Annotated in this window: 18 protein-coding genes, 1 tRNA gene and 2 pseudogenes; 12 read left to right on the forward strand and 9 right to left on the reverse strand. The window is 64.6% G+C overall.

Translation table 11 applies throughout. The annotated features are described in order from the left end of the window. A partial coding sequence (locus tag AUC71_RS19070) for a hypothetical protein (RefSeq protein ID WP_204376600.1) occupies positions 1–181 on the forward strand: 181 nt, incomplete at its 5' end. A gap of 68 nt (positions 182–249) precedes the next feature. Here AUC71_RS19070 and AUC71_RS00945 read toward each other — a convergent pair. The 3 genes from AUC71_RS00945 to AUC71_RS00955 form a co-directional block, all read right to left on the reverse strand. Next, positions 250–326: transfer RNA gene (locus tag AUC71_RS00945), tRNA-Arg, on the reverse strand. Between the two features lie 69 nt (positions 327–395). After that, positions 396–800: a DUF1398 domain-containing protein gene (locus tag AUC71_RS00950; protein WP_069622747.1), complete on the reverse strand. Its 405-nt coding sequence runs from the start codon at positions 798–800 to the stop codon at positions 396–398. Positions 801–820: 20 nt separating this feature from the next. After that, complete coding sequence (locus tag AUC71_RS00955; RefSeq protein WP_069622748.1) at positions 821–1,279, reverse strand: MarR family winged helix-turn-helix transcriptional regulator; 459 nt, start codon at positions 1,277–1,279, stop codon at positions 821–823. Positions 1,280–1,434: 155 nt separating this feature from the next. Between AUC71_RS00955 and AUC71_RS00960 the strand changes: the two are divergent. The 7 genes and pseudogenes from AUC71_RS00960 to AUC71_RS00990 all read left to right on the forward strand — a co-directional run bounded on the left by AUC71_RS00960 (position 1,435) and on the right by AUC71_RS00990 (position 8,801). Beyond that, positions 1,435–2,480, forward strand: a pseudogene (locus tag AUC71_RS00960) (acyltransferase family protein). A gap of 156 nt (positions 2,481–2,636) precedes the next feature. Then, a complete protein-coding gene (locus AUC71_RS00965) occupies positions 2,637–3,512 on the forward strand; it encodes an NAD(P)/FAD-dependent oxidoreductase (protein WP_069622749.1) in 876 nt (291 codons plus the stop codon). Further along, positions 3,437–4,342, forward strand: coding sequence for a cyclic nucleotide-binding domain-containing protein (locus AUC71_RS21685; RefSeq protein WP_069622750.1), 906 nt, complete (start codon positions 3,437–3,439; stop codon positions 4,340–4,342). Before AUC71_RS00965 ends, AUC71_RS21685 begins: the two co-directional genes overlap by 76 nt. Before the next feature lie 189 nt (positions 4,343–4,531). Further along, on the forward strand, positions 4,532–4,720 hold the full coding sequence (locus AUC71_RS00975) for a hypothetical protein (RefSeq protein WP_069622751.1): 189 nt from the start codon (positions 4,532–4,534) through the stop codon (positions 4,718–4,720). A 277-nt stretch (positions 4,721–4,997) separates the two neighbouring features. Beyond that, positions 4,998–7,949, forward strand: coding sequence for a DNA polymerase I (gene polA / locus AUC71_RS00980; RefSeq protein ID WP_069622752.1), 2,952 nt, complete (start codon positions 4,998–5,000; stop codon positions 7,947–7,949). A 90-nt stretch (positions 7,950–8,039) separates the two neighbouring features. Continuing rightward, the gene (locus tag AUC71_RS00985; protein ID WP_204376601.1) at positions 8,040–8,537 is read left to right on the forward strand and encodes a COG4315 family predicted lipoprotein; all 498 of its coding nucleotides are present in this window, start codon (positions 8,040–8,042) and stop codon (positions 8,535–8,537) included. Between the two features lie 54 nt (positions 8,538–8,591). Continuing rightward, a complete protein-coding gene (locus AUC71_RS00990; protein WP_244500742.1) occupies positions 8,592–8,801 on the forward strand; it encodes a hypothetical protein in 210 nt (69 codons plus the stop codon). 210 nt (positions 8,802–9,011) lie between these two features. Here the strand turns inward: AUC71_RS00990 and AUC71_RS00995 are convergent, their stop codons facing one another. Next, entirely contained in the window at positions 9,012–9,266 is a 255-nt protein-coding gene (locus AUC71_RS00995) for a hypothetical protein (protein WP_141701352.1), read from the reverse strand. A gap of 321 nt (positions 9,267–9,587) precedes the next feature. Here AUC71_RS00995 and AUC71_RS01000 point away from each other — a divergent pair, with 321 nt between their 5' ends. Continuing rightward, the gene (locus AUC71_RS01000; RefSeq protein ID WP_069622755.1) at positions 9,588–9,833 is read left to right on the forward strand and encodes a hypothetical protein; all 246 of its coding nucleotides are present in this window, start codon (positions 9,588–9,590) and stop codon (positions 9,831–9,833) included. After that, positions 9,818–9,964 carry a hypothetical protein gene (locus AUC71_RS19075; RefSeq protein WP_158007653.1) on the forward strand — a complete coding sequence of 49 codons (147 nt, stop codon included), beginning with the start codon at positions 9,818–9,820 and terminating at the stop codon, positions 9,962–9,964. The genes AUC71_RS01000 and AUC71_RS19075 overlap by 16 nt, the downstream gene beginning before the upstream one ends. A gap of 151 nt (positions 9,965–10,115) precedes the next feature. Here AUC71_RS19075 and AUC71_RS01005 read toward each other — a convergent pair whose 3' ends face one another. From AUC71_RS01005 to AUC71_RS01020, 5 genes are all read right to left on the reverse strand, one after another. Further along, positions 10,116–10,808: a glutamine amidotransferase gene (locus tag AUC71_RS01005; protein WP_069622756.1), complete on the reverse strand. Its 693-nt coding sequence runs from the start codon at positions 10,806–10,808 to the stop codon at positions 10,116–10,118. A 114-nt stretch (positions 10,809–10,922) separates the two neighbouring features. Next, a complete protein-coding gene (locus AUC71_RS01010; RefSeq protein ID WP_069622757.1) occupies positions 10,923–12,440 on the reverse strand; it encodes a gamma-glutamyltransferase in 1,518 nt (505 codons plus the stop codon). A gap of 113 nt (positions 12,441–12,553) precedes the next feature. Continuing rightward, complete coding sequence (locus tag AUC71_RS21690; RefSeq protein WP_204376602.1) at positions 12,554–13,312, reverse strand: phosphoenolpyruvate carboxykinase domain-containing protein; 759 nt, start codon at positions 13,310–13,312, stop codon at positions 12,554–12,556. After that, positions 13,294–14,304, reverse strand: a complete 1,011-nt coding sequence (locus AUC71_RS21695; RefSeq protein ID WP_280139256.1) for a phosphoenolpyruvate carboxykinase (GTP) — start codon at positions 14,302–14,304, stop codon at positions 13,294–13,296. The genes AUC71_RS21690 and AUC71_RS21695 overlap by 19 nt, the downstream gene beginning before the upstream one ends. Positions 14,305–14,483: 179 nt before the next feature. Next, complete coding sequence (locus AUC71_RS01020) at positions 14,484–15,239, reverse strand: HugZ family pyridoxamine 5'-phosphate oxidase (RefSeq protein WP_244500743.1); 756 nt, start codon at positions 15,237–15,239, stop codon at positions 14,484–14,486. Positions 15,240–15,364: 125 nt separating this feature from the next. Between AUC71_RS01020 and AUC71_RS01025 the strand changes: the two genes are divergently transcribed. Then, the gene (locus AUC71_RS01025; protein WP_069622759.1) at positions 15,365–16,060 is read left to right on the forward strand and encodes a response regulator transcription factor; all 696 of its coding nucleotides are present in this window, start codon (positions 15,365–15,367) and stop codon (positions 16,058–16,060) included. A gap of 93 nt (positions 16,061–16,153) precedes the next feature. Beyond that, positions 16,154–17,054: pseudogene (locus AUC71_RS17175) on the forward strand (stimulus-sensing domain-containing protein); the annotation flags it as partial.

Genomic DNA, 17,054 nt, shown 5'->3' on the forward strand with positions numbered 1-17,054 from the left:
GAAAGTCCAGGACATGGCCTTTGCCGGTGCGGTCAACGCCGCGGCAACCGGCAAGGCGATTCCAAGTGAGTTTGAACGCGCGATGGCCGGCAAGTACCTGCCTATGGTGGAGGAACTTTGCGGCCGCTTCGGTGGCGCGCCCCACAACTGGCGCCACCGTTATAAGACGCTACTGGATTGATCAGGAGGTGAGAGGGTTCATTGAACCATCTGACCCCTCACCCCGCCGCCCGCTAAGTCATTGATTTATGGCGCACCCGAGAGGATTCGAACCTCTGACCTCTGCCTTCGGAGGGCAGCGCTCTATCCAGCTGAGCTACGGGTGCCGGTGCGGCCGAACGTAGTCAAAGGGCCGGGATTTGGCAACGCACCATCGGCGAAGCCCGACGCCGCCTTCAACGCGCCACGGGAGGAAACGGTTCGACGAAGCTGTCGCCGCCTCGGCCGAGATAGACCGCGCGGCGCCCTGGAAGAGACACGAGATAGCCGACGCAGCCAGCTGCGGCGATGCGGTCGCAGAATTCCTTGTAGCCGATGCTCTTCGCCTGAGCGGCGCGGATCGCCGCCTCGACTCCGGCGGGATCGAAGGCGTCCGGCGGGCGCGCCGAGATCTTTTCCGAGCCGACGATGCCGGACTCGCCGCTCGGCAGGTAGAATGTCGTCTCCGCGCGCTGAAGGTCGGCGTAATAGCGCTCGATTCCCGCCGCGCTCAACATGCCGATCACCTCCGGAAAGGCCATGCGCCCTTCGTAGGAGCCCCGTACGCACTCCTGAATCACCTGCGTCACCCGCTCGTCCATTCGTCTTTCTCCGTTCGCTGCTAGTCGACCGGCACGGAGCGGAATGCTCCGCGCCGTACGATCTCCATCATTATGTCGGCGATCTCCTTTCGCGCGCGCGGCGAGAGGTGGCCGAAGAACTCTTCCTCGTTGCGATCTGCCAGGGCGGCGAGCTCCGGAACCAGGGCCCGCCCGGCATTGGTAATTTCGAGCAGGTGGGAGCGACGGTCGCCTCGGCTGTCCTTCCGGGCGATGAGCGATTTGAGGGCGAGGCGCTCGGCAAGCTTGGAGATCGCGCCGCGTGTCATGCCGAGCCGATCCGCAAGGTAGCTCGGCGCCACCGCGCCGTCATCGTAGAGCTGGCGCAGGACCACCCATTCCGCCACCGTGACGCCGCGGCCGGCGAGCTTCGCGGCGAAGGCATGGGATACATGGTTCGATACGTAGCGCAGCCAATAGCCGAGATGCGCCTCCAACCCGTTCGCCGCGTCTTTGGCCATCGTCTATCGCCGCGTCTCATAATTAGTTTCTTAGGAAACTATATTCTACAGCTCTGTTTCCTAGTCAACTAAAATGTGGTGGCCGTAGCCCGCTCCTTGCAACGCATGCTCTCGGCGTCCCACGGCGGGACGGGCCGAGGAGATTTGCGCGAGCCATGGAATTGAACCCGAAACGGGTGGCGTGGGTCGATTACGCCAAGGGATTCTGCATCGTCATGGTGGTGATGATGCATTCGACCTTGGCGTGGAAGCAGCCGCGGGCGAGGCGAGCTGGATGGGGGCGCTGGTCGCCTTCGCCAAGCCGTTCCGCATGCCCGATTTCTTTCTCATTTCGGGACTGTTCCTGGCCCGGGTCATTGGCCGGCGTTGGCGCGCCTATCTCGATACCAAGGTGGTCCACTTCGCCTATTTCTACGTGCTGTGGGTCACCATCCAATTCGCCTTCAAGGCGCCGGGTATCGCCGCTGAGGCGGGCTGGGGCCGGCGTCGCGCAAGCTACGCGCTCGCCTTTATCGAGCCGTTCGGCACGCTGTGGTTCATTTATCTGCTGCCGATCTTCTTCGTGGTGACCAAGCTGATGCGCGACGTGCCGCAAGTCCTGCTGTGGTTCGCGGCGGCCTTCGTGCAGATCGCCGACATCCACACGGGCTGGATCGTGATCGACGAGTTCTGCGCCCGCTTCGTCTATTTCTACTCGGGCTACGTGCTCGCGCCTTACGTGTTCGACTTCGCCGAGACCGTGTTCGCCAATCAGCGCGCGGCCCTGCTGTTTCTTTCCTCCTGGGCCCTGTTCGAAGCGGTCATGGTGTTCGGCGGTTATTCCGAGCTGCCCGTGGTCAATCTCGGTCTGGGCTTCCTGGGCGCGCTCGCCGTGGTGGCGGCGGGGGTCCTGCTCTCCGCGCGCTCTTGGGCGCTGCCCTTGCGTTATGCGGGAGAGAACTCGATCGTGGTCTATCTCGCCTTCTTCCTGCCGATGGCCGCCACCCGCGCCGCGTTGCTCAAATTCGCGCCGGAGCTCGATCTCGGCACCGTCGCGCTCATCGTCACGGCCGCGGGCGTGATCACCCCGCTCATCTTGCATGCGCTCGTGAAGAACACTTCGGCCCGCTTCCTGTTCAAGCGGCCCGCTTGGGCAAAGCTGCGGCCGCCGGCCGAGCGCGCGCGGTGGCCACGGCTTGAGCCCTTCCGCCGGCAACCTTAATCCTTCCCTTATCCTCGTTTAGCCCTGCGCCGTTTCGCGGGTTCACCGCCTTGCCACGCGCGGGCTCTAAGCGGTTGACGAGCGCCAGGCGTGACTTGACGCGCTGGAGCATTGGCGTAGGTATTTGATCGAGCGACGCAAAGGCTGGGCAAGCCTATGACTGGCAAAGAAAAGTCAGACAAGAAAAAGAAGGTCATCGTCCTTGGCGGCGGCTTCGGCGGCGTATTCGCCGCGAAGTCTCTGGAGAAGCTCGGCCGCGGCATGGTCGAGGTCGAGCTCATCAACAACAACAACTACTTTGTCTTCCAGCCCCTCCTGGCCGAAGTGGCCTCCGGCAGCATCAACTCTTCCGACGCGGTGGTGCCGCTGCGGCAGCTCCTGACACGCGTGCAGGTGCGCCAGGCGCGCGTCATGGGCATCGACTTCGAGAAGAAGAAGGCGATCGTCATGCAGGGCTCACGGATGACTCCCGTGGAGCTCGCCTATGACGAGGTCGTGCTGGCGCTCGGGACGGGCGTGGACCTCGGACGCATTCCCGGCATGGCCGATCACGCGCTGACCATGAAGGACCTGACGGACGCGCACATGCTGCGCACCCATGTGATCGGTTGCCTGGAAACCGCCGACGTCACCACGGAGCGCGCGGTGAAGGAGCAGCTGCTGACCTTCATCGTGGTGGGCGCGGGCTTCTCCGGCGTGGAGACCGTGGCGGAAATGCGCGAGCTGATCCGGCGCGCCCTGCCCTATTATCACAACATCTCGGTCGATGAGATCCGCATGTATCTCATCGAGTATGCGCCGCGCATCCTGCCCACCTTCCCCGCCGACCTCGCCACCTACGCGACACAGCAGCTGCGGAATCAAGGCATCGAGGTGCTGACGGGCGTCGGCACGAAGTCGGCCACGTCCACCGGCGTCGCGCTGACCAATGGCGCCATCCTCACGCCTCGACGGTCGTGGCGACCATCGGCAACGGCCCCCATCCGCTCGTGCAGATGCTCGGGCTCGATCTTCATTGGGGCCGCATCGTGACGGACCGCTTCATGCGCGTGCCGGGTCAGGAGCATGTCTGGGCGCTCGGCGACGCGGCGCTCATCCCGCTCAACGACAATCCGCAAGAAGATCCGGTCGACTACGCCACGCAGACAGCGCAGTTCGCCGTGCGCGAGGGCTATCAGCTCGCGGCCAACATCATGGCCAGCTTCAAGGACCAAAAGCTCAAGCCGTTCGCCTACACGTCCAAGGGCTCGCTCGCCTCTCTCGGCATGAGCAAGGCCGTGGCCGACGTTTACGGTTTCAAGCTGTCCGGCGTGCTGGCCTGGCTTCTGTGGCGCGGCTTCTATCTGTCGTTCCTGCCGGGTTTTGCCGCGAAATTCCGGGTGGGCATCAACTGGCTGCTTAACTCGGTCATGCCGCCCAATCTGGTGCAGCTCAGGATGCTGCCGCCGGCGACGCGCTACATCCATTTCTGGAAGGGCGACAGGGTGTTCGAACCGGGCATGCTGATCGACGGCTTCTATACGGTGATCAACGGTGCCTTCAAGCTCACCATCGACAATCCCGACACGAGCGAGCATTTCGAGAAAGTGTTCGGCCCCGGCGAGCATTTCGGCGAGCGGGTGCTGGTCAAGTCCGAGCTCCGCACCGGCCTCGTGGAGGCGCTGGAAGACGGGCTTCTGCTGTTCATCGCCCAGAAGGACTTCACGCGCTTCGCCCGGGCCTTCCCCTTCCTCGACAAGTATTTCACCGACTATATCGAGAAGACTTTCGGCGGCACCGACAAGGCGTTTGCGCCGGGCAGCAGCAATCAGCAGCCAGGCAGCCCCGCGCAGCCGAAACCCGAGCTGGCCAAGACCCGCTAGGTCTTATCCCTCCCCGCGAGGGGAGGGTGGCTCGTCCCGTCCCTTGGACGGGACGGGACGGGTGGGGCGAGGCGGTTCGGATAGCGCCGATAGTATCGTCTCAATGACCACCCCTTGATCGACTTCGTCGTTCCAGAATCTCAGGATACGATAGGGCTCTGGTACCCGACGTAGGGGAGCGTGGAAACCATGTTCGTGCTCGACATCATCATCCTTGTCCTTCTTATCATCGTGATGTTTTACAGCCCGACCTATCGAGGAGTGAACCGCGCCAACCAAGTTCTAGACAGCAAATTGGATAAACTGCTTTCACGGAGTGATGCGTCTGCAGGAACGGAACAGTTAGCAGAGGCTCTTGGGGAGATCAGGGCGATCTAGATCAAATTAGAGCCGACCTAGATAAGGGCCTAAACCAACTCGAGAGAATCAAGGAGCAGCTCCGGCAGCTGTGAGAAGTCTCCGCGACGAATAAACTTCCTGATGGGTCATCCTCTTGCGCAGAGCGCGAGCTTTTTTGTCGGTCGTACCGAACATTATCCTACGTTGTCGCCCCACCCGGCCGCCTCGCCAAATGCGAGGCGTCCACCCTCCCCTCTCGGGGAGGGATAAGTAGCCTGCTGACTGGTCGGATCGCAGTCCCTATATTCCCCGCATCATGACAAGCAAAAAGACCACCCAATCCGCTGCCGGAAAGCCGGTTGCGAAAGGCGACCACGTCTACCTGATTGACGCCTCCGGCTACATTTTCCGCGCCTATCACGCGCTGCCGCCGCTGACGCGCCCCTCTGACGGGCTCCCCGTCGGCGCCGTCCACGGCTTTTGCGGCATGCTGTGGAAGCTGCTCCGAGAGACGGGCGAGCTCGACCCGCCGACGCATCTGGCCGCCATCTTCGACCTGTCCGAGCACACGTTTCGCAACGATCTGTTCTCAGACTACAAGGCGAACCGCTCGGAGGCCCCGGAGGACCTCATCCCTCAATTCCCGCTGATCCGCGACGCCGTGCACGCCTTCAACGTCGCCTGCATCGAGAAGCGGGGATACGAGGCCGACGACCTGATCGCCACCTACGCGCTTCAGGCCCGGGAGGCCGGCGCCGACGTAACCATTGTCTCCTCCGACAAGGACTTGATGCAGCTCGTCCGCCCCGGCATTCGCATGTACGACACCATGAAGAACAAGGTGATCGGCGAGGCGGAGGTGGTCGAGAAGTTCGGCGTGCCGCCCTCGAAGGTCATCGAGGTGCAGGCGCTGATCGGCGACACCTCCGACAACGTGCCGGGCGTGCCGGGCATCGGCGTCAAGACCGCTGCGCTCCTGATCAACGAATATGGCGATCTCGAAACGCTGCTCATGCGCGCGGCGGAGATCAAGCAGCAGAAGCGCCGCGAGAACCTGATCGCCTTCGCCGAGCAGGCGCGCCTGTCGCGGACGCTGGTCACACTCGATTGCGAGACGCCGCTGGACGTGCCTTTGGCCGAAACCGCCGTCCACGTGCCCGACCCGAACGTGCTCACCGCCTTCATGCGGCACATGGAATTCTCCACGCTGCTGCGGCGGGTGGCGGAAGGCCTGGGCGCCGAGCTACCCGAAGGCGAGGCGAAGCCGTCTACCACGCCGCGCAAGAAAAAAGACGATTACGACCATCCCTTACGCAAGAGCCCGCGCGGCGAGGCGGGTCCCGCCCGCGACACGCCCGTGCAAGGCGGCTCGCCGGCGGAACTCGCCATCGAGCGCGCCGGCAGGCTCGAGGACGTTCCATTCGACCGCGCCAATTACGAGACGGTGACCGAGACGGAACGCCTTGCCGACTTGCTGGAGGCGGCGCGCTTCCAAGGCCATTTCGCCTTCCGGGCGAAGCTCAGCGCGGCCGATCCCATGACCGGCGAGATCGCCGGCGTGGCGCTGGCGCTCATTCCCGGACACGCGGCCTATGTGCCGCTCGGACATAGCGCGGGCGACGAGCTCGGTCTCGGCGGCGAGACGGTGGTGGCGCAGATTCCGTTGCGCGAGGCGCTCGATCTCTTGAAGCCGATCCTCGAGGACGAGGCGGTGCTCAAGATCGTGTCGAACGCCAAGCCCGACATGGTGGCGCTCGCCCGCTACGGCATTCAGCTCATGGCCATCGACGATCCCTGCCTCATGTCCTATGCGTTGGACGCCGGACGCGCGGAGCATTTGCCGCCGAAGCTCGCAGGCTCGCTGCTCGGCTATACCTGCCTGACCGAGAAAGAGGTGATGGGCACCGGCAAGGCGGCGGTGGGCTTCGATCGTGTCGCGGTCGAGCGCGCCGCCGAATATGCGGGCGAGGAGGTGGACATCGCGCTTCGCCTCTGGATGGTGCTCAAGCCGCGGCTCGCCGCCGAGTCCGTCACCACGGTCTACGAGACGCTGGAGCGGCCGTTGCAGAGCGTGCTCGCGAGCATGGAACGCGCCGGGGTCAAGGTGGAGCGCTCAACGCTCGCCAGTCTCTCCGGCGCTTTCGCGCAGACCATCGCCCGGCTCGAGGACGAGATCCGGGAACTCGCGGGCGAGGAGTTCAATATCGGCTCCCCCAAACAGCTCGGCGAGATCCTGTTCGACAAGATGAGCCTGCCCGGCGGGCGGCGCACCAAGACGGGCGCCTGGAGCACGGACGCGGCGGCGCTGGAGGAGCTCGCGGCGGAAGGCCACGATCTGCCGCGCAAGGTGCTCGACTGGCGGCTGGTCGCCAAGCTCAAGAGCACTTACACGGACGCGCTTCCCGCCTACATCCACGCGGAGACGGGGCGCGTGCATACGCGCTACGTGCTGGCCTCGACCACCACGGGGCGCCTCGCCAGCCAAGAGCCGAACCTGCAGAACATCCCCGTGCGCACCAAGGAAGGCCGCTCGATCCGCAAGGCCTTCGTCGCCGAGAAGGGCAAGAAGCTGATCTCGGCGGATTACAGCCAGATCGAGCTGCGCGTACTCGCGCACATGGCGGACACGCCGACGCTGCGCCAGGCCTTCGCCGACGGGCTGGACATTCACGCCATGACCGCGAGCGAGATGTTCGGCGTGCCCATCGCGGGCATGGACCCGGGGATTAGACGCCGGGCGAAGGCGATCAATTTCGGCATCATCTACGGTATCTCGGCGGTCGGCTTGGCGGCGCAGCTCGGCATCCCGCGCGGCGAGGCCGCCACCTACATCAAGACCTATTTCGAGCGCTTCCCCGGCATCAAGGACTACATGGAGGCGATGAAGGCGGAGGCGCGGCGCACCGGCTACGTCAAGACGCTGTTCGGGCGCAAGGTCCACTACCCGGAGATCAACACCAAGAACCCATCCTTACGTGGAAACTATGAGCGCGCGGCGATCAACGCGCCGATCCAGGGGACGGCGGCCGACATCATCCGCCGCGCCATGATCCGCATGGCGGACGCGCTCGACGAGGCGGGACTTTCCGCGCGCATGCTGCTGCAGGTCCATGACGAGCTGATCTTCGAGGCGCCGGAAGACGAAGCCGACAAGACCATGGAGATCGCGCAGAGCGTGATGGAGCGCGCGCCGGAGCCGGCGCTGAAGCTCAAAGTGCCGCTGCAGGTGGACGCGCGCGCCGCCGACAACTGGGAGGCCGCGCATTAGGCCGGCCCTTCAATCAAAGAGCGAGTGAACTTCCGGGCTCGCTCCCGCGTTCTGCCCAGAACCGATAATCCAATGAACCGGAGGATCACGATGTCTCACTTCACGCATAAAGCTCTCTTGGCAGCGGCAGCGATCTGCTTTGCCTTTCCGGCCATGGCTGACGCGGCCAAAGTCGAGGTCAAGTCCAGTGGGAAGTACGACGCCTTTCTCGCCGACGCCGAGGGCCGGTCCCTCTATCTCTTCAAGGCGGATACACGCGGCAAGGACGGCAAGGACGCCGTCAGCGCCTGCTACGACAAATGCGCCGTCGCCTGGCCGCCATTGACCACCACCGGAGAGCCGACCGGCGGCGACAAGGTGAAGAGCGAGCTGCTCGGGACGATCGAGCGGAAAGACGGCACGATGCAGGTCACCTATGGCGGGTGGCCCCTCTATTACTTCGTCAAGGACAAGGCGCCCGGCGACACCAATGGGCAGGACGTCGAGGGCTTCGGCGAAGAATGGTATCTGGTCGCGCCGGGAGGCAAGAAGGTCGCCGAGCACGGCGACGACCACGGCAAAGATCACGGTGACGACGACAAGAGCTAGAGACAGCAGAGCCCGGCCGCACAGCGGCTGGGTTCGCTCCGGAAGGAGGACGGCATGGGCACGTGCGCGCAATGCGGCAACGACTACGACAAGAGCTTCGACATCACGATGGACGGTCGCACGGCGACGTTCGACAGCTTCGAATGCGCCATCGCGGCCATGGCCCCGACCTGTCCGAAATGCATGGTCCGCATCGTCGGCACGGTGTGGAACACGGCGACACAATCTATTGCTGCGCCAATTGCGCGGAGATGGACGGCGTAACGAGCCTCGTCGACCGCGACTGACCTTATCCCTCCCCGCGAGGGGAGGGAGGCGCGCCCCGAACTTCGCGCAGCGAAGTCGGCTGGCGCGGCGGGTGGGGCGGCACTCCGCAAGAGATCGATTCACATACCCCACCCGTCCGCCTCGCTATGCGAGGCGTACACCCTCCCCTGAAGGGAGGGATAAATGGACGCCCATGGCGCAGTCGCTCTACCCCTTCGTCGGCCGGACCACGGCGACGATGTTGGTCTGCACCACGCCCTCGACCTTGGCGATCTTGTTGAGGATCGCCTTGTCGCCGTCGGTGGAGTCCTTGCAGTCGAGCTGGGCCACCAGCTTCTCGTCGGACAGCATCACCACATTGGCGAACTTGCAGTTGGCGAGCTCCAGCGCCTTGATCGTGTCGAGCGTCGCCATGGCGTTGGCCGAATGCAGCAGCTCGATGAAGAGATAGATATTCACCATCGTTGTCGTCTCCTCCCTATCCTCTTTCGTCATTGCCGGGCTTGACTTGAGCCCGCGCCCGGGCCGGCGCAGCCGGACCCGGGTGGCAATCCATACCATTGGCGTCCAAATACGCTGAGACGTCACGGCGTGGATGCCCGGATCAAGTCCGGGCATGACGTGGCTCTATTTCGCCATGTTAAACTCGCGAGCCCCCAAAGGAGGTCCCATGCATCTTATCCCTGTCCGCCCTGCCCTTGGCGCTGCCGCGGCGTCATCCTTACCGCTTTTCTCGCGCTACCAGCGTTCGCCCTGCCGGCGCCCCTGTCAGACGAAGAGCTCATGGAGGACAGCGATCTCGTCGCGCTCGTGCGCGTCATCTCTGTGACCTGCACCAGCATCACCAAGGATCCGCAGACGGGAGAGCAGCTGCCCGGCTATCTCGCCAAGCTGCGAGTGATCGAGGCAAGCAAGGGCGACGTGCGGCCAGGCGGCGAGGTGCTTGTGACTTTCCGCGCGATCCCCAGCGGCGCGCTGGCCCGTGGACCGTGTTCTACTATCCGGGCGAGGAGGTGTGGACGCACCTGATCATGCGCGAAGGCGGCGTGACCTACGCCTCGACCTGGTGGAACGCCAAGGGCGACGTGGTGAAACCGCCGGAGACGAAGGAATTGCCGACGACTGTCGGCGAGTCGGTGCTCGCGAGCGAAGCTGACTAGATCCCTCCGCTCATTCCCGCGTAAGCGGGCGGGGACGAGCGGCTTCAGAAAGTTACACCCGCTCATTCCCGCATAAGCGGGAATCCAGCACAAACAGAGTCCATCACTTGCTTGTCTAGGTCCCCGCCTGCGCGGGAACGAGCGGAGGGGCTCAGGCCGATACGCCGTCGAGCCAGGTATTGAACAGCTTGCGGCTCGCCTCGTTGGTGGCAGGCGCATAGCGCGCGGTGTTCTCGCGCATGCGCGCCAGATCGACCTTGTTCTTGGCAAGCTCGAGCGTGTGCCCGATGAGCCAGCGCTCCATGTTGTGCTGCGCCAGCTCCACGTGGAACTGCAGCGCCAGCACGTTCGAGCCGTAGGTGAAGGCCTGGTTCGGCGTGAGCGGGGTCGAAGCGAGGCGCGTGGCGCCCGAGGGGAGATCGAAGGTGTCGCCATGCCAGTTGAGCACGCGCAAACCTTCCAGGATGCCGAGGGGCGAGGCCTTGCCCTCGTCGGTCAGGATCAGCTCGTCCCAGCCGAGCTCGGCTTGCGGGCCGGGATAGACGCGGGCGGCGAGCACAGCAGCGAGCGCTTGGCAGCCCAGGCAGATGCCGACCACGGGCGTGCCCTTCTTGACCACCTTCTCGACGATGGCGAGCTCGTCTTTGAGAAACGGATAGCGGTCGATCTCGTAGATGCCGATGGGCCCGCCGAGCACGAGTACAAGATCCGCGTCAAGCGCGGGCGACAGGTCGTCGACGCCGGCCTGCAAATAGTTGAGGGTTACGCCGCGTTCGTCCAGCACGGTGCCAAGCGTACCGGCATCCTCGAAAGCCACATGATAGATGGCGACGGCGTTCTGCATGAGGGTCCCCTTATCGCTTCCCCGGCTTTCAGGCGACGATCATCTTCGCGCCCGCCACGCCAGACCTGTTGCCAATTAGCGGCGCACGCTTGACCTTTTACGACAAGCGCCGGCTCAGACCGTTCGCGACGTACCCTGCCGGCGCGGATCGCCGGCGCCTTCGACGCCCCGCTTCTCGTGCCAGCGCGCGGTGTGCACGCCACCGAAAAACAGATTCTGTGCCGGCCAGGGGCGGGCTCTCTCGCCGAGTGCGCGGAGCGCGGTCTCCATGTCTTCCGGCAAGCCCGGCTCGAAGCTCGTGGTCCCGTCGCGCTCCACGTGGATGCGGGGCGCGGTTACGGCATCCTCGACGCGCATGCCGTGCGCCAACAGATTGACCGCCACTTGCAGGATGGCTGTGCGGATGCGGTTCGAGCCGCCGGTGCCGAGCGCGGTCACCGTGCCGTCCGGCTCCAGGATGATGGTGGGCGCCATCATGGAAGACAGCCGCACGCCCTCGCGCCAGTCGTCATGGGCACACAAATCTTCCTCGCCGAGCATGTTGTTCAGCATGAAGCCGTGTTCGCCGACGATGAAGCCGTTGCCCTCGCCGTTGGAGAGGCTGACGGCGGCGGCATTGCCGTCCTTATCGATGACGTTGATATGGGTCGTGCCGCGATAGGCTTTCGGGTGCCGCACGGCCTTGCGGATCTCGTCCGCCAGCACGCCGCCTGCAAGACGCTCCGCAAGACCTTCGCCGTGCCGCGTGCGCGCCTCGTTGGTGGCGGTCATGGCGGCATGCAGCGCGTGTGTATCGATTGCCTCGCCCGACGCGGCCAAGGCTTCGAGATAAGCGAGCCCGAAGGCGATCAGCGCCCCGCCGGCAGACGGCGGCGGGTTGAGCGCGACGCTCGCTCTGCCGTGACGCCACAGCAGCGGGTCGCGCAGCTCGACGCGGTAGCGCGTCAGGTCTTGCATCGTGAGATGACCGCCGCGATCGCGCGACTGCGCAACGATGGCCCTGCCGATATCGCCCTCCGTGAAAAGCCGCGCACCGTCTTCGGCCAGCCAGGAAAGCGTCTCGGCCAGCCCTTCGTTGCGGAAGGTGTCGCCCGCTTCGAGCAGCTTGCCGCCGGGCGCGAAGATCGCGCGCGTCCCTTCGCTCTCCTGCAGGATCGGCGCGATGACGGTGAAGAGATAGGCCTGGAACGCGGTGAGCGGGAAGCCTTGACGCGCGGCGGTGACCGCCGGCTCCACCAGGCGCTTCATCGGCAGTGTCCCAAGCGCCTCATGCATGGCGAAGAGACCCTGCGCGATGCCGGGCGTCGCGCTCGACCCGAGCCCGATATGGAACTCCTGGGTGGCGGGCCCGAAATTGGCTTCGATCGGAAAGAACGAGACCTCGTCCGCCTGGCGGCGTTTCAACGGCGTGTCGACGAAGAAGTCGAACAGCTTGACCGTGCTACGGCCCGCTTGGCGCGCCATGAGAAAGCCGCCGCCGCCGGGCGAGGCGAACACCGCCTCGGCGACGAAAGCCATGCACACGCCGGCGATCGCCGCATCGAAGGCGTTGCCGCCGTCGGCGAGAATCTCTGCGGCCGCGGCGGCGGTCAGCGCGTGGCCCGCCGCGACCACGCTGTGTCCCTTGCTCATGCGGAGTTGCCTAAGGCGAAGCGCGAAAGGGGGCAAGCGTCACGCGAGTCCCAAAACGATCATGGCCGGGACTTTGCCCGGCCATGACAATCTCTCTGCTTAAAAGCGGCGTGCTAGCCGAGACGCTTCTCGAGCTCGCCGAGTTCTTCCCTGAGGCCGCCCGGCAGCTTGTCGCCGAAGGTCTCGTAGTGCTCCTTGATCGACGGGATTTCGGCCTTCCAGCCTTCCGTGTCGACCCTGAGCAACTCTTTGAGGTCCGCCTCGCCGACGTCGAGCCCGTCAGTATCGAGCGCGCCTTCCGCCGGCACCTTGCCGATCGGCGTGTCGACCGCCTCCGCCGTGCCGTTGCAGCGCTCGAAGATCCACTTCAGCACGCGGGAGTTCTCAGCGAAGCCCGGCCACAGGAATTTGCCTTCGGGGCTTTTCCGGAACCAGTTCACGTAGAAGATCTTCGGCATCTTATCGCCGCCCTTCTCGCCGACCTTCAGCCAATGGGCGAAGTAATCCCCCATGTGGTAGCCGCAGAACGGCAGCATCGCCATCGGGTCGCGGCGGATGTCGCCCTTCACACCGGAAGCCGCGGCGGTCTTCTCCGAGGCCATGATCGAGCCGAGGAACGTGCCCTGCTTCCAGTCTTCCGCTTCGGTGACGAGCGGCACCACGGAAGCGCGGCGGCCGCCAAACAGAATGGCGTCGATCGGCACGCCTTTGGGATCTTCCCATTCCGGGGCGATGACCGGGCACTGGCCGGCGGGCGCGGTGAAGCGCGAATTGGGATGCGCGGCGGGACGGCCGGCATCCGGCGTCCAGGAGCGGCGCAGCCAATCCACGGTGTGCTCCGGCGTCTCCTCGGTCATCCCTTCCCACCACACGTCGCCGTCATCGGTGAGCGCGACGTGGAGTAGATGCAGTTCGCATCCAGCGTGCGCATGGCGTTGTAGTTGGAATGATCGGAGGTGCCGGGCGCCACGCCGAAGAACCCGGTCTCCGGGTTGATCGCGTAAAGACGTCCGTCCTCGCCGAACTTCATCCAGCAGATGTCGTCGCCGATGGTCTCGGCCTTCCAGCCCGGAATCGTCGGGTTGAGCATGGCGAGGTTGGTCTTGCCGCAGGCGCTCGGGAAGGCGGCGGCGATGAATTTCGATTCGCCTTCGGGATTGGTGAGCTTGAGAATTAGCATGTGCTCGGCCATCCAGCCTTCGTCGCGCGCCTTCACCGACGCGATGCGCAGCGCGTGACACTTCTTGCCGAGCAGCGCGTTGCCGCCATAGCCGGAGCCGTAGGACCAGATCTCGCGCGTCTCGGGGAAATGCGAGATGTACTTGGTCTCGCTGCACGGCCACGGCACGTCGGCCTGGGTCTGCGCGGTGAGTGGCGCGCCCACAGTGTGCATGCCGCGCACGAAATCTTCGGAATCGCCAAGCGCCTTCCACACCTTGTCGCCCACGCGGGTCATGATGTGCATGTTGGCGACGGCGTAAGCGCTGTCGGTGACCATCACGCCGATGCCGGCGATGGGCGAGCCCACGGGACCCATGGAATACGGGATCACATACATGGTGCGGCCCTGCATGGCGCCGTCATAGAGCTTCTTCAGCGTCTCCTTCATCTCCGCCGGGTCGAACCAGTTGTTGGTCGGGCCGGCGTCTTCCTTGTTCTTCGAGCAGATATAGGTCTGGTCCTCGACTCGGGCCACGTCCTTGGGATCGGAGCGCACGATAATGGAGTTGGGGCGCTTGTCCGGGTTCAGCCACATGGCGGTACCGCCGTCGACCAGCGCCTTCAGCATGGCCTGATACTCTTCCTTGGAGCCATCGCACCAATAGACGGAGTCCGGCTTGAAAAGTTCTTTTGCTTCTTCCACGAACGCCAGAACCTTTTTGTTCGCGGTGGGCGCAATCTTCGACTGAACGTTCATACGGTTTCGTCCCTAGATCTCGAATTGACGGAAAAAATCGTTTTGGATCGCCCCCTAGCTACCCTGAACTCAGGAGGCTTTCAAGAAAGGTCCTGTGACAGACGGGGCGCTCTCTTTGTAGACTGCTACGGCTCGGCGGTTGCCCTGGCCTCTTCCGCCAGGCGCACCAGCTCTTTTCGCGCATCGCCTGGGGTCAGGACCCGGTTGGCAAAGGAAATCCGGCGCCCGTCGGGGCCCAAAGCGATATCGCAGCCGTCCGGATCGATCCCGGTCATGCGCCAGGGGCCCGGATCGCCGCCGGTGAAGGCGAGCGCATAGAGCGCGATGGCGTCGGCGTGGTCGTCGTTCATGTGCTCTACGATGCCGGGCTCCGCCTCGAGCAACGCCTCCGCGCCGTCCAGGGAAACCAGGAGATCGCTCGCGGCGAGGTCCACGATCCGGCCGAAGCCGCCGATATAGTGGGCGCCCTCCAGGGCGAGCCGCCAGAAGGAGAAATCGGGGAAGTCGGCGTAAAGCTCCGCCTCGGGGTGACGGGCCAGGAAGCGGCGCCTCTCGGCCTCGCCATGAACCTTTTCGGCTATGCCGCTCAGGGTCAGCCTAGCCCCCTGGAGCGGATCGGCGGCTGCATCCGTGCCGTCGATCAGGATCGAGGCCCGCGGGTCCTCCACCAGGTTCCTTGTGTGCCGGGCGAGCGTCGAGATGAGGAACAAGGGAGCGCCGCCCGCATCCGTGGCGAGCGTGATCAGGGAGGCGTATGGGGCGCCGGAGGGGGTGTCGAGGCTCGCCAGCGTGCCCTTGAAGGCCCGGCGAACCAAGGTGCGCGCATCCGCCGCGATCTCCGGCTTGGCAGGCATTCCTGACGAGTTATTTACTTGCGCCATAACGATATTTGTTGCATCCCGATGACTATGGGTGCGGCGCGAAGCGCCCCGATGCTGCCATGTTTTGGGGCAGCCCTAAGACCATAACACCCTGCAAATCGCGTCAATCGCGCAAAAGGCCCCCAATGCCAACAATTGCCCTTGTCGACGACGATCGGAACATCCTGACCTCCTTGCGCATGGTGCTGGAGGCTGAAGGCTACAAGACGCAGACCTACAACGACGGCGCAGCGGCGCTGGACGGCCTGTTCGACAGCCCGCCCGACCTCGCCATTCTGGACATCAAGATGCCGCGTATGGACGGGATGGAGCTATTGCGCCGCCTACGCCAGCGCAGCGAGCTGCCGGTGATCTTCCTCACCTCCAAGGACGAGGAGATTGATGAGTTGTTCGGCCTCAAGATGGGTGCCGACGACTATATCCGCAAACCCTTCCCTCAGCGTCTCCTGGTCGAGCGCGTGAAGGCGGTGCTACGCCGTTCGGCGCCGCGCGACACGGCCCAGGTGATCGAGGACAAATCCAAGGTTTTGAGCCGCGGCAAGCTGCGCATGGACCCGGAACGCCATACCTGTGTGTGGGACAACCGGCCCGTGACCCTCACGGTGACCGAGTTCCTGATCCTCCAGGCGCTTGCCGCACGGCCCGGCGTGGTAAAAAGCCGGGACGCCCTCATGGATGCGGCCTATGATGACCAGGTTTATGTCGACGACCGCACCATCGACAGCCACATCAAGCGGTTGCGCAAGAAGTTCAAGGCCGTCGACCAGAGCTTCGACGTGATCGAGACGCTTTATGGCGTGGGCTACCGGTTCAAAGAATAACGGGCGAGACCGATGACTGCCGAGACCGAAGGGTCCTGGCAGCGGGTCGACGCCTCGTTCAAGGAGCGCTTCCGCCGCGGGGCGCGTGCCGTCTTGAGTTGGGTCAAGCGCGTGCCCGGCTGGATCGGCGAGCACCGGCCCTTCCGTCACGGCTTCTCCAGCCTGACGCGGCGCATCGTCGTGCTCAATCTGATCGGCTTGGCGATCCTCGTCTCGGGCATTCTCTATCTCAACCAGTTTCGCGCCGGGCTGATCGACGCCAAGGTGCAGAGCCTCCTAACCCAGGGAGAGATCATCGCCCGCGCCATCGCCGCCTCGGCCGGCGTGACAACGGCGAGACCCAGGTCGACCCGGAGACGCTCCTGGAGAAGGAGCTCGGCCAAGCCGGGCCCGGCAGCGCCGACGACCCGTTCTCGAATGCGCTCGGATTCACCATCGATCCCGAGCGCGCCGCGCCGATTCTCCGCCCCCTGGTCAAGCCACGGGAAGCCGCGCGCGCATCTACAATCGCGACGGCACGCTGATCCTCGATTCCGATACGTTTTATTCGCGCGGACAGGTGCTGCGCTACGACCTGCCCCCGCCCGAAACCTCCGAGCCCGACGCGCTCAACACGTTCTGGGACGCGGTGACCAACCAACTCCAGCCTTCGGGACTCCCGGTCTACACCGAGATCGGCGCCGCCAACGGCAAAGCCTATCCGGAAGTGGCGACGGCGCTGACCGGAACTTCGGTGCCCATCGTGCGCAAGAACGACAAGGGCGAGATCGTGGTGTCCGTGGCGGTGCCCGTGCAGCGCATGCGCGCCGTGCTCGGTGTGCTTCTGCTGTCAACGCGTGGCGGCGACATCGACGACATCGTCTCGGCGGAGCGCATGAGCATCTTCCGCGTCTCGGCGTTCGCGGCGGCCGTGACCGTGGTGCTGTCGCTCATCCTTGCCAACACTATCGCCGGCCCCATGCAGCGGCTCGCAGCGGCCGCCGAGCGCGTGCGC

This window comes from Methyloceanibacter marginalis, assembly GCF_001723295.1.
Taxonomy (GTDB): domain Bacteria; phylum Pseudomonadota; class Alphaproteobacteria; order Rhizobiales; family Methyloligellaceae; genus Methyloceanibacter; species Methyloceanibacter marginalis.

Excerpts from the sequence above, each read along its gene's own strand:
- AUC71_RS00975 (WP_069622751.1), top strand. The coding sequence starts at position 4,532 with ATGTTCGTGCTCGACATCATCATCCTTGTCCTTCTTATCATCGTGATG.
- polA (WP_069622752.1), top strand. The coding sequence starts at position 4,998 with ATGACAAGCAAAAAGACCACCCAATCCGCTGCCGGAAAGCCGGTTGCG.
- AUC71_RS00950 (WP_069622747.1), bottom strand. The coding sequence starts at position 800 with ATGGACGAGCGGGTGACGCAGGTGATTCAGGAGTGCGTACGGGGCTCC.
- AUC71_RS01020 (WP_244500743.1), bottom strand. The coding sequence starts at position 15,239 with ATGGCGCAAGTAAATAACTCGTCAGGAATGCCTGCCAAGCCGGAGATC.
- AUC71_RS00955 (WP_069622748.1), bottom strand. The coding sequence starts at position 1,279 with ATGGCCAAAGACGCGGCGAACGGGTTGGAGGCGCATCTCGGCTATTGG.
- AUC71_RS00965 (WP_069622749.1), top strand. The coding sequence starts at position 2,637 with ATGACTGGCAAAGAAAAGTCAGACAAGAAAAAGAAGGTCATCGTCCTT.
- AUC71_RS01005 (WP_069622756.1), bottom strand. The coding sequence starts at position 10,808 with ATGCAGAACGCCGTCGCCATCTATCATGTGGCTTTCGAGGATGCCGGT.
- AUC71_RS00995 (WP_141701352.1), bottom strand. The coding sequence starts at position 9,266 with ATGGTGAATATCTATCTCTTCATCGAGCTGCTGCATTCGGCCAACGCC.
- AUC71_RS01000 (WP_069622755.1), top strand. The coding sequence starts at position 9,588 with ATGGAGGACAGCGATCTCGTCGCGCTCGTGCGCGTCATCTCTGTGACC.
- AUC71_RS01010 (WP_069622757.1), bottom strand. The coding sequence starts at position 12,440 with ATGAGCAAGGGACACAGCGTGGTCGCGGCGGGCCACGCGCTGACCGCC.
- AUC71_RS00990 (WP_244500742.1), top strand. The coding sequence starts at position 8,592 with ATGGGCACGTGCGCGCAATGCGGCAACGACTACGACAAGAGCTTCGAC.
- AUC71_RS01025 (WP_069622759.1), top strand. The coding sequence starts at position 15,365 with ATGCCAACAATTGCCCTTGTCGACGACGATCGGAACATCCTGACCTCC.
- AUC71_RS00985 (WP_204376601.1), top strand. The coding sequence starts at position 8,040 with ATGTCTCACTTCACGCATAAAGCTCTCTTGGCAGCGGCAGCGATCTGC.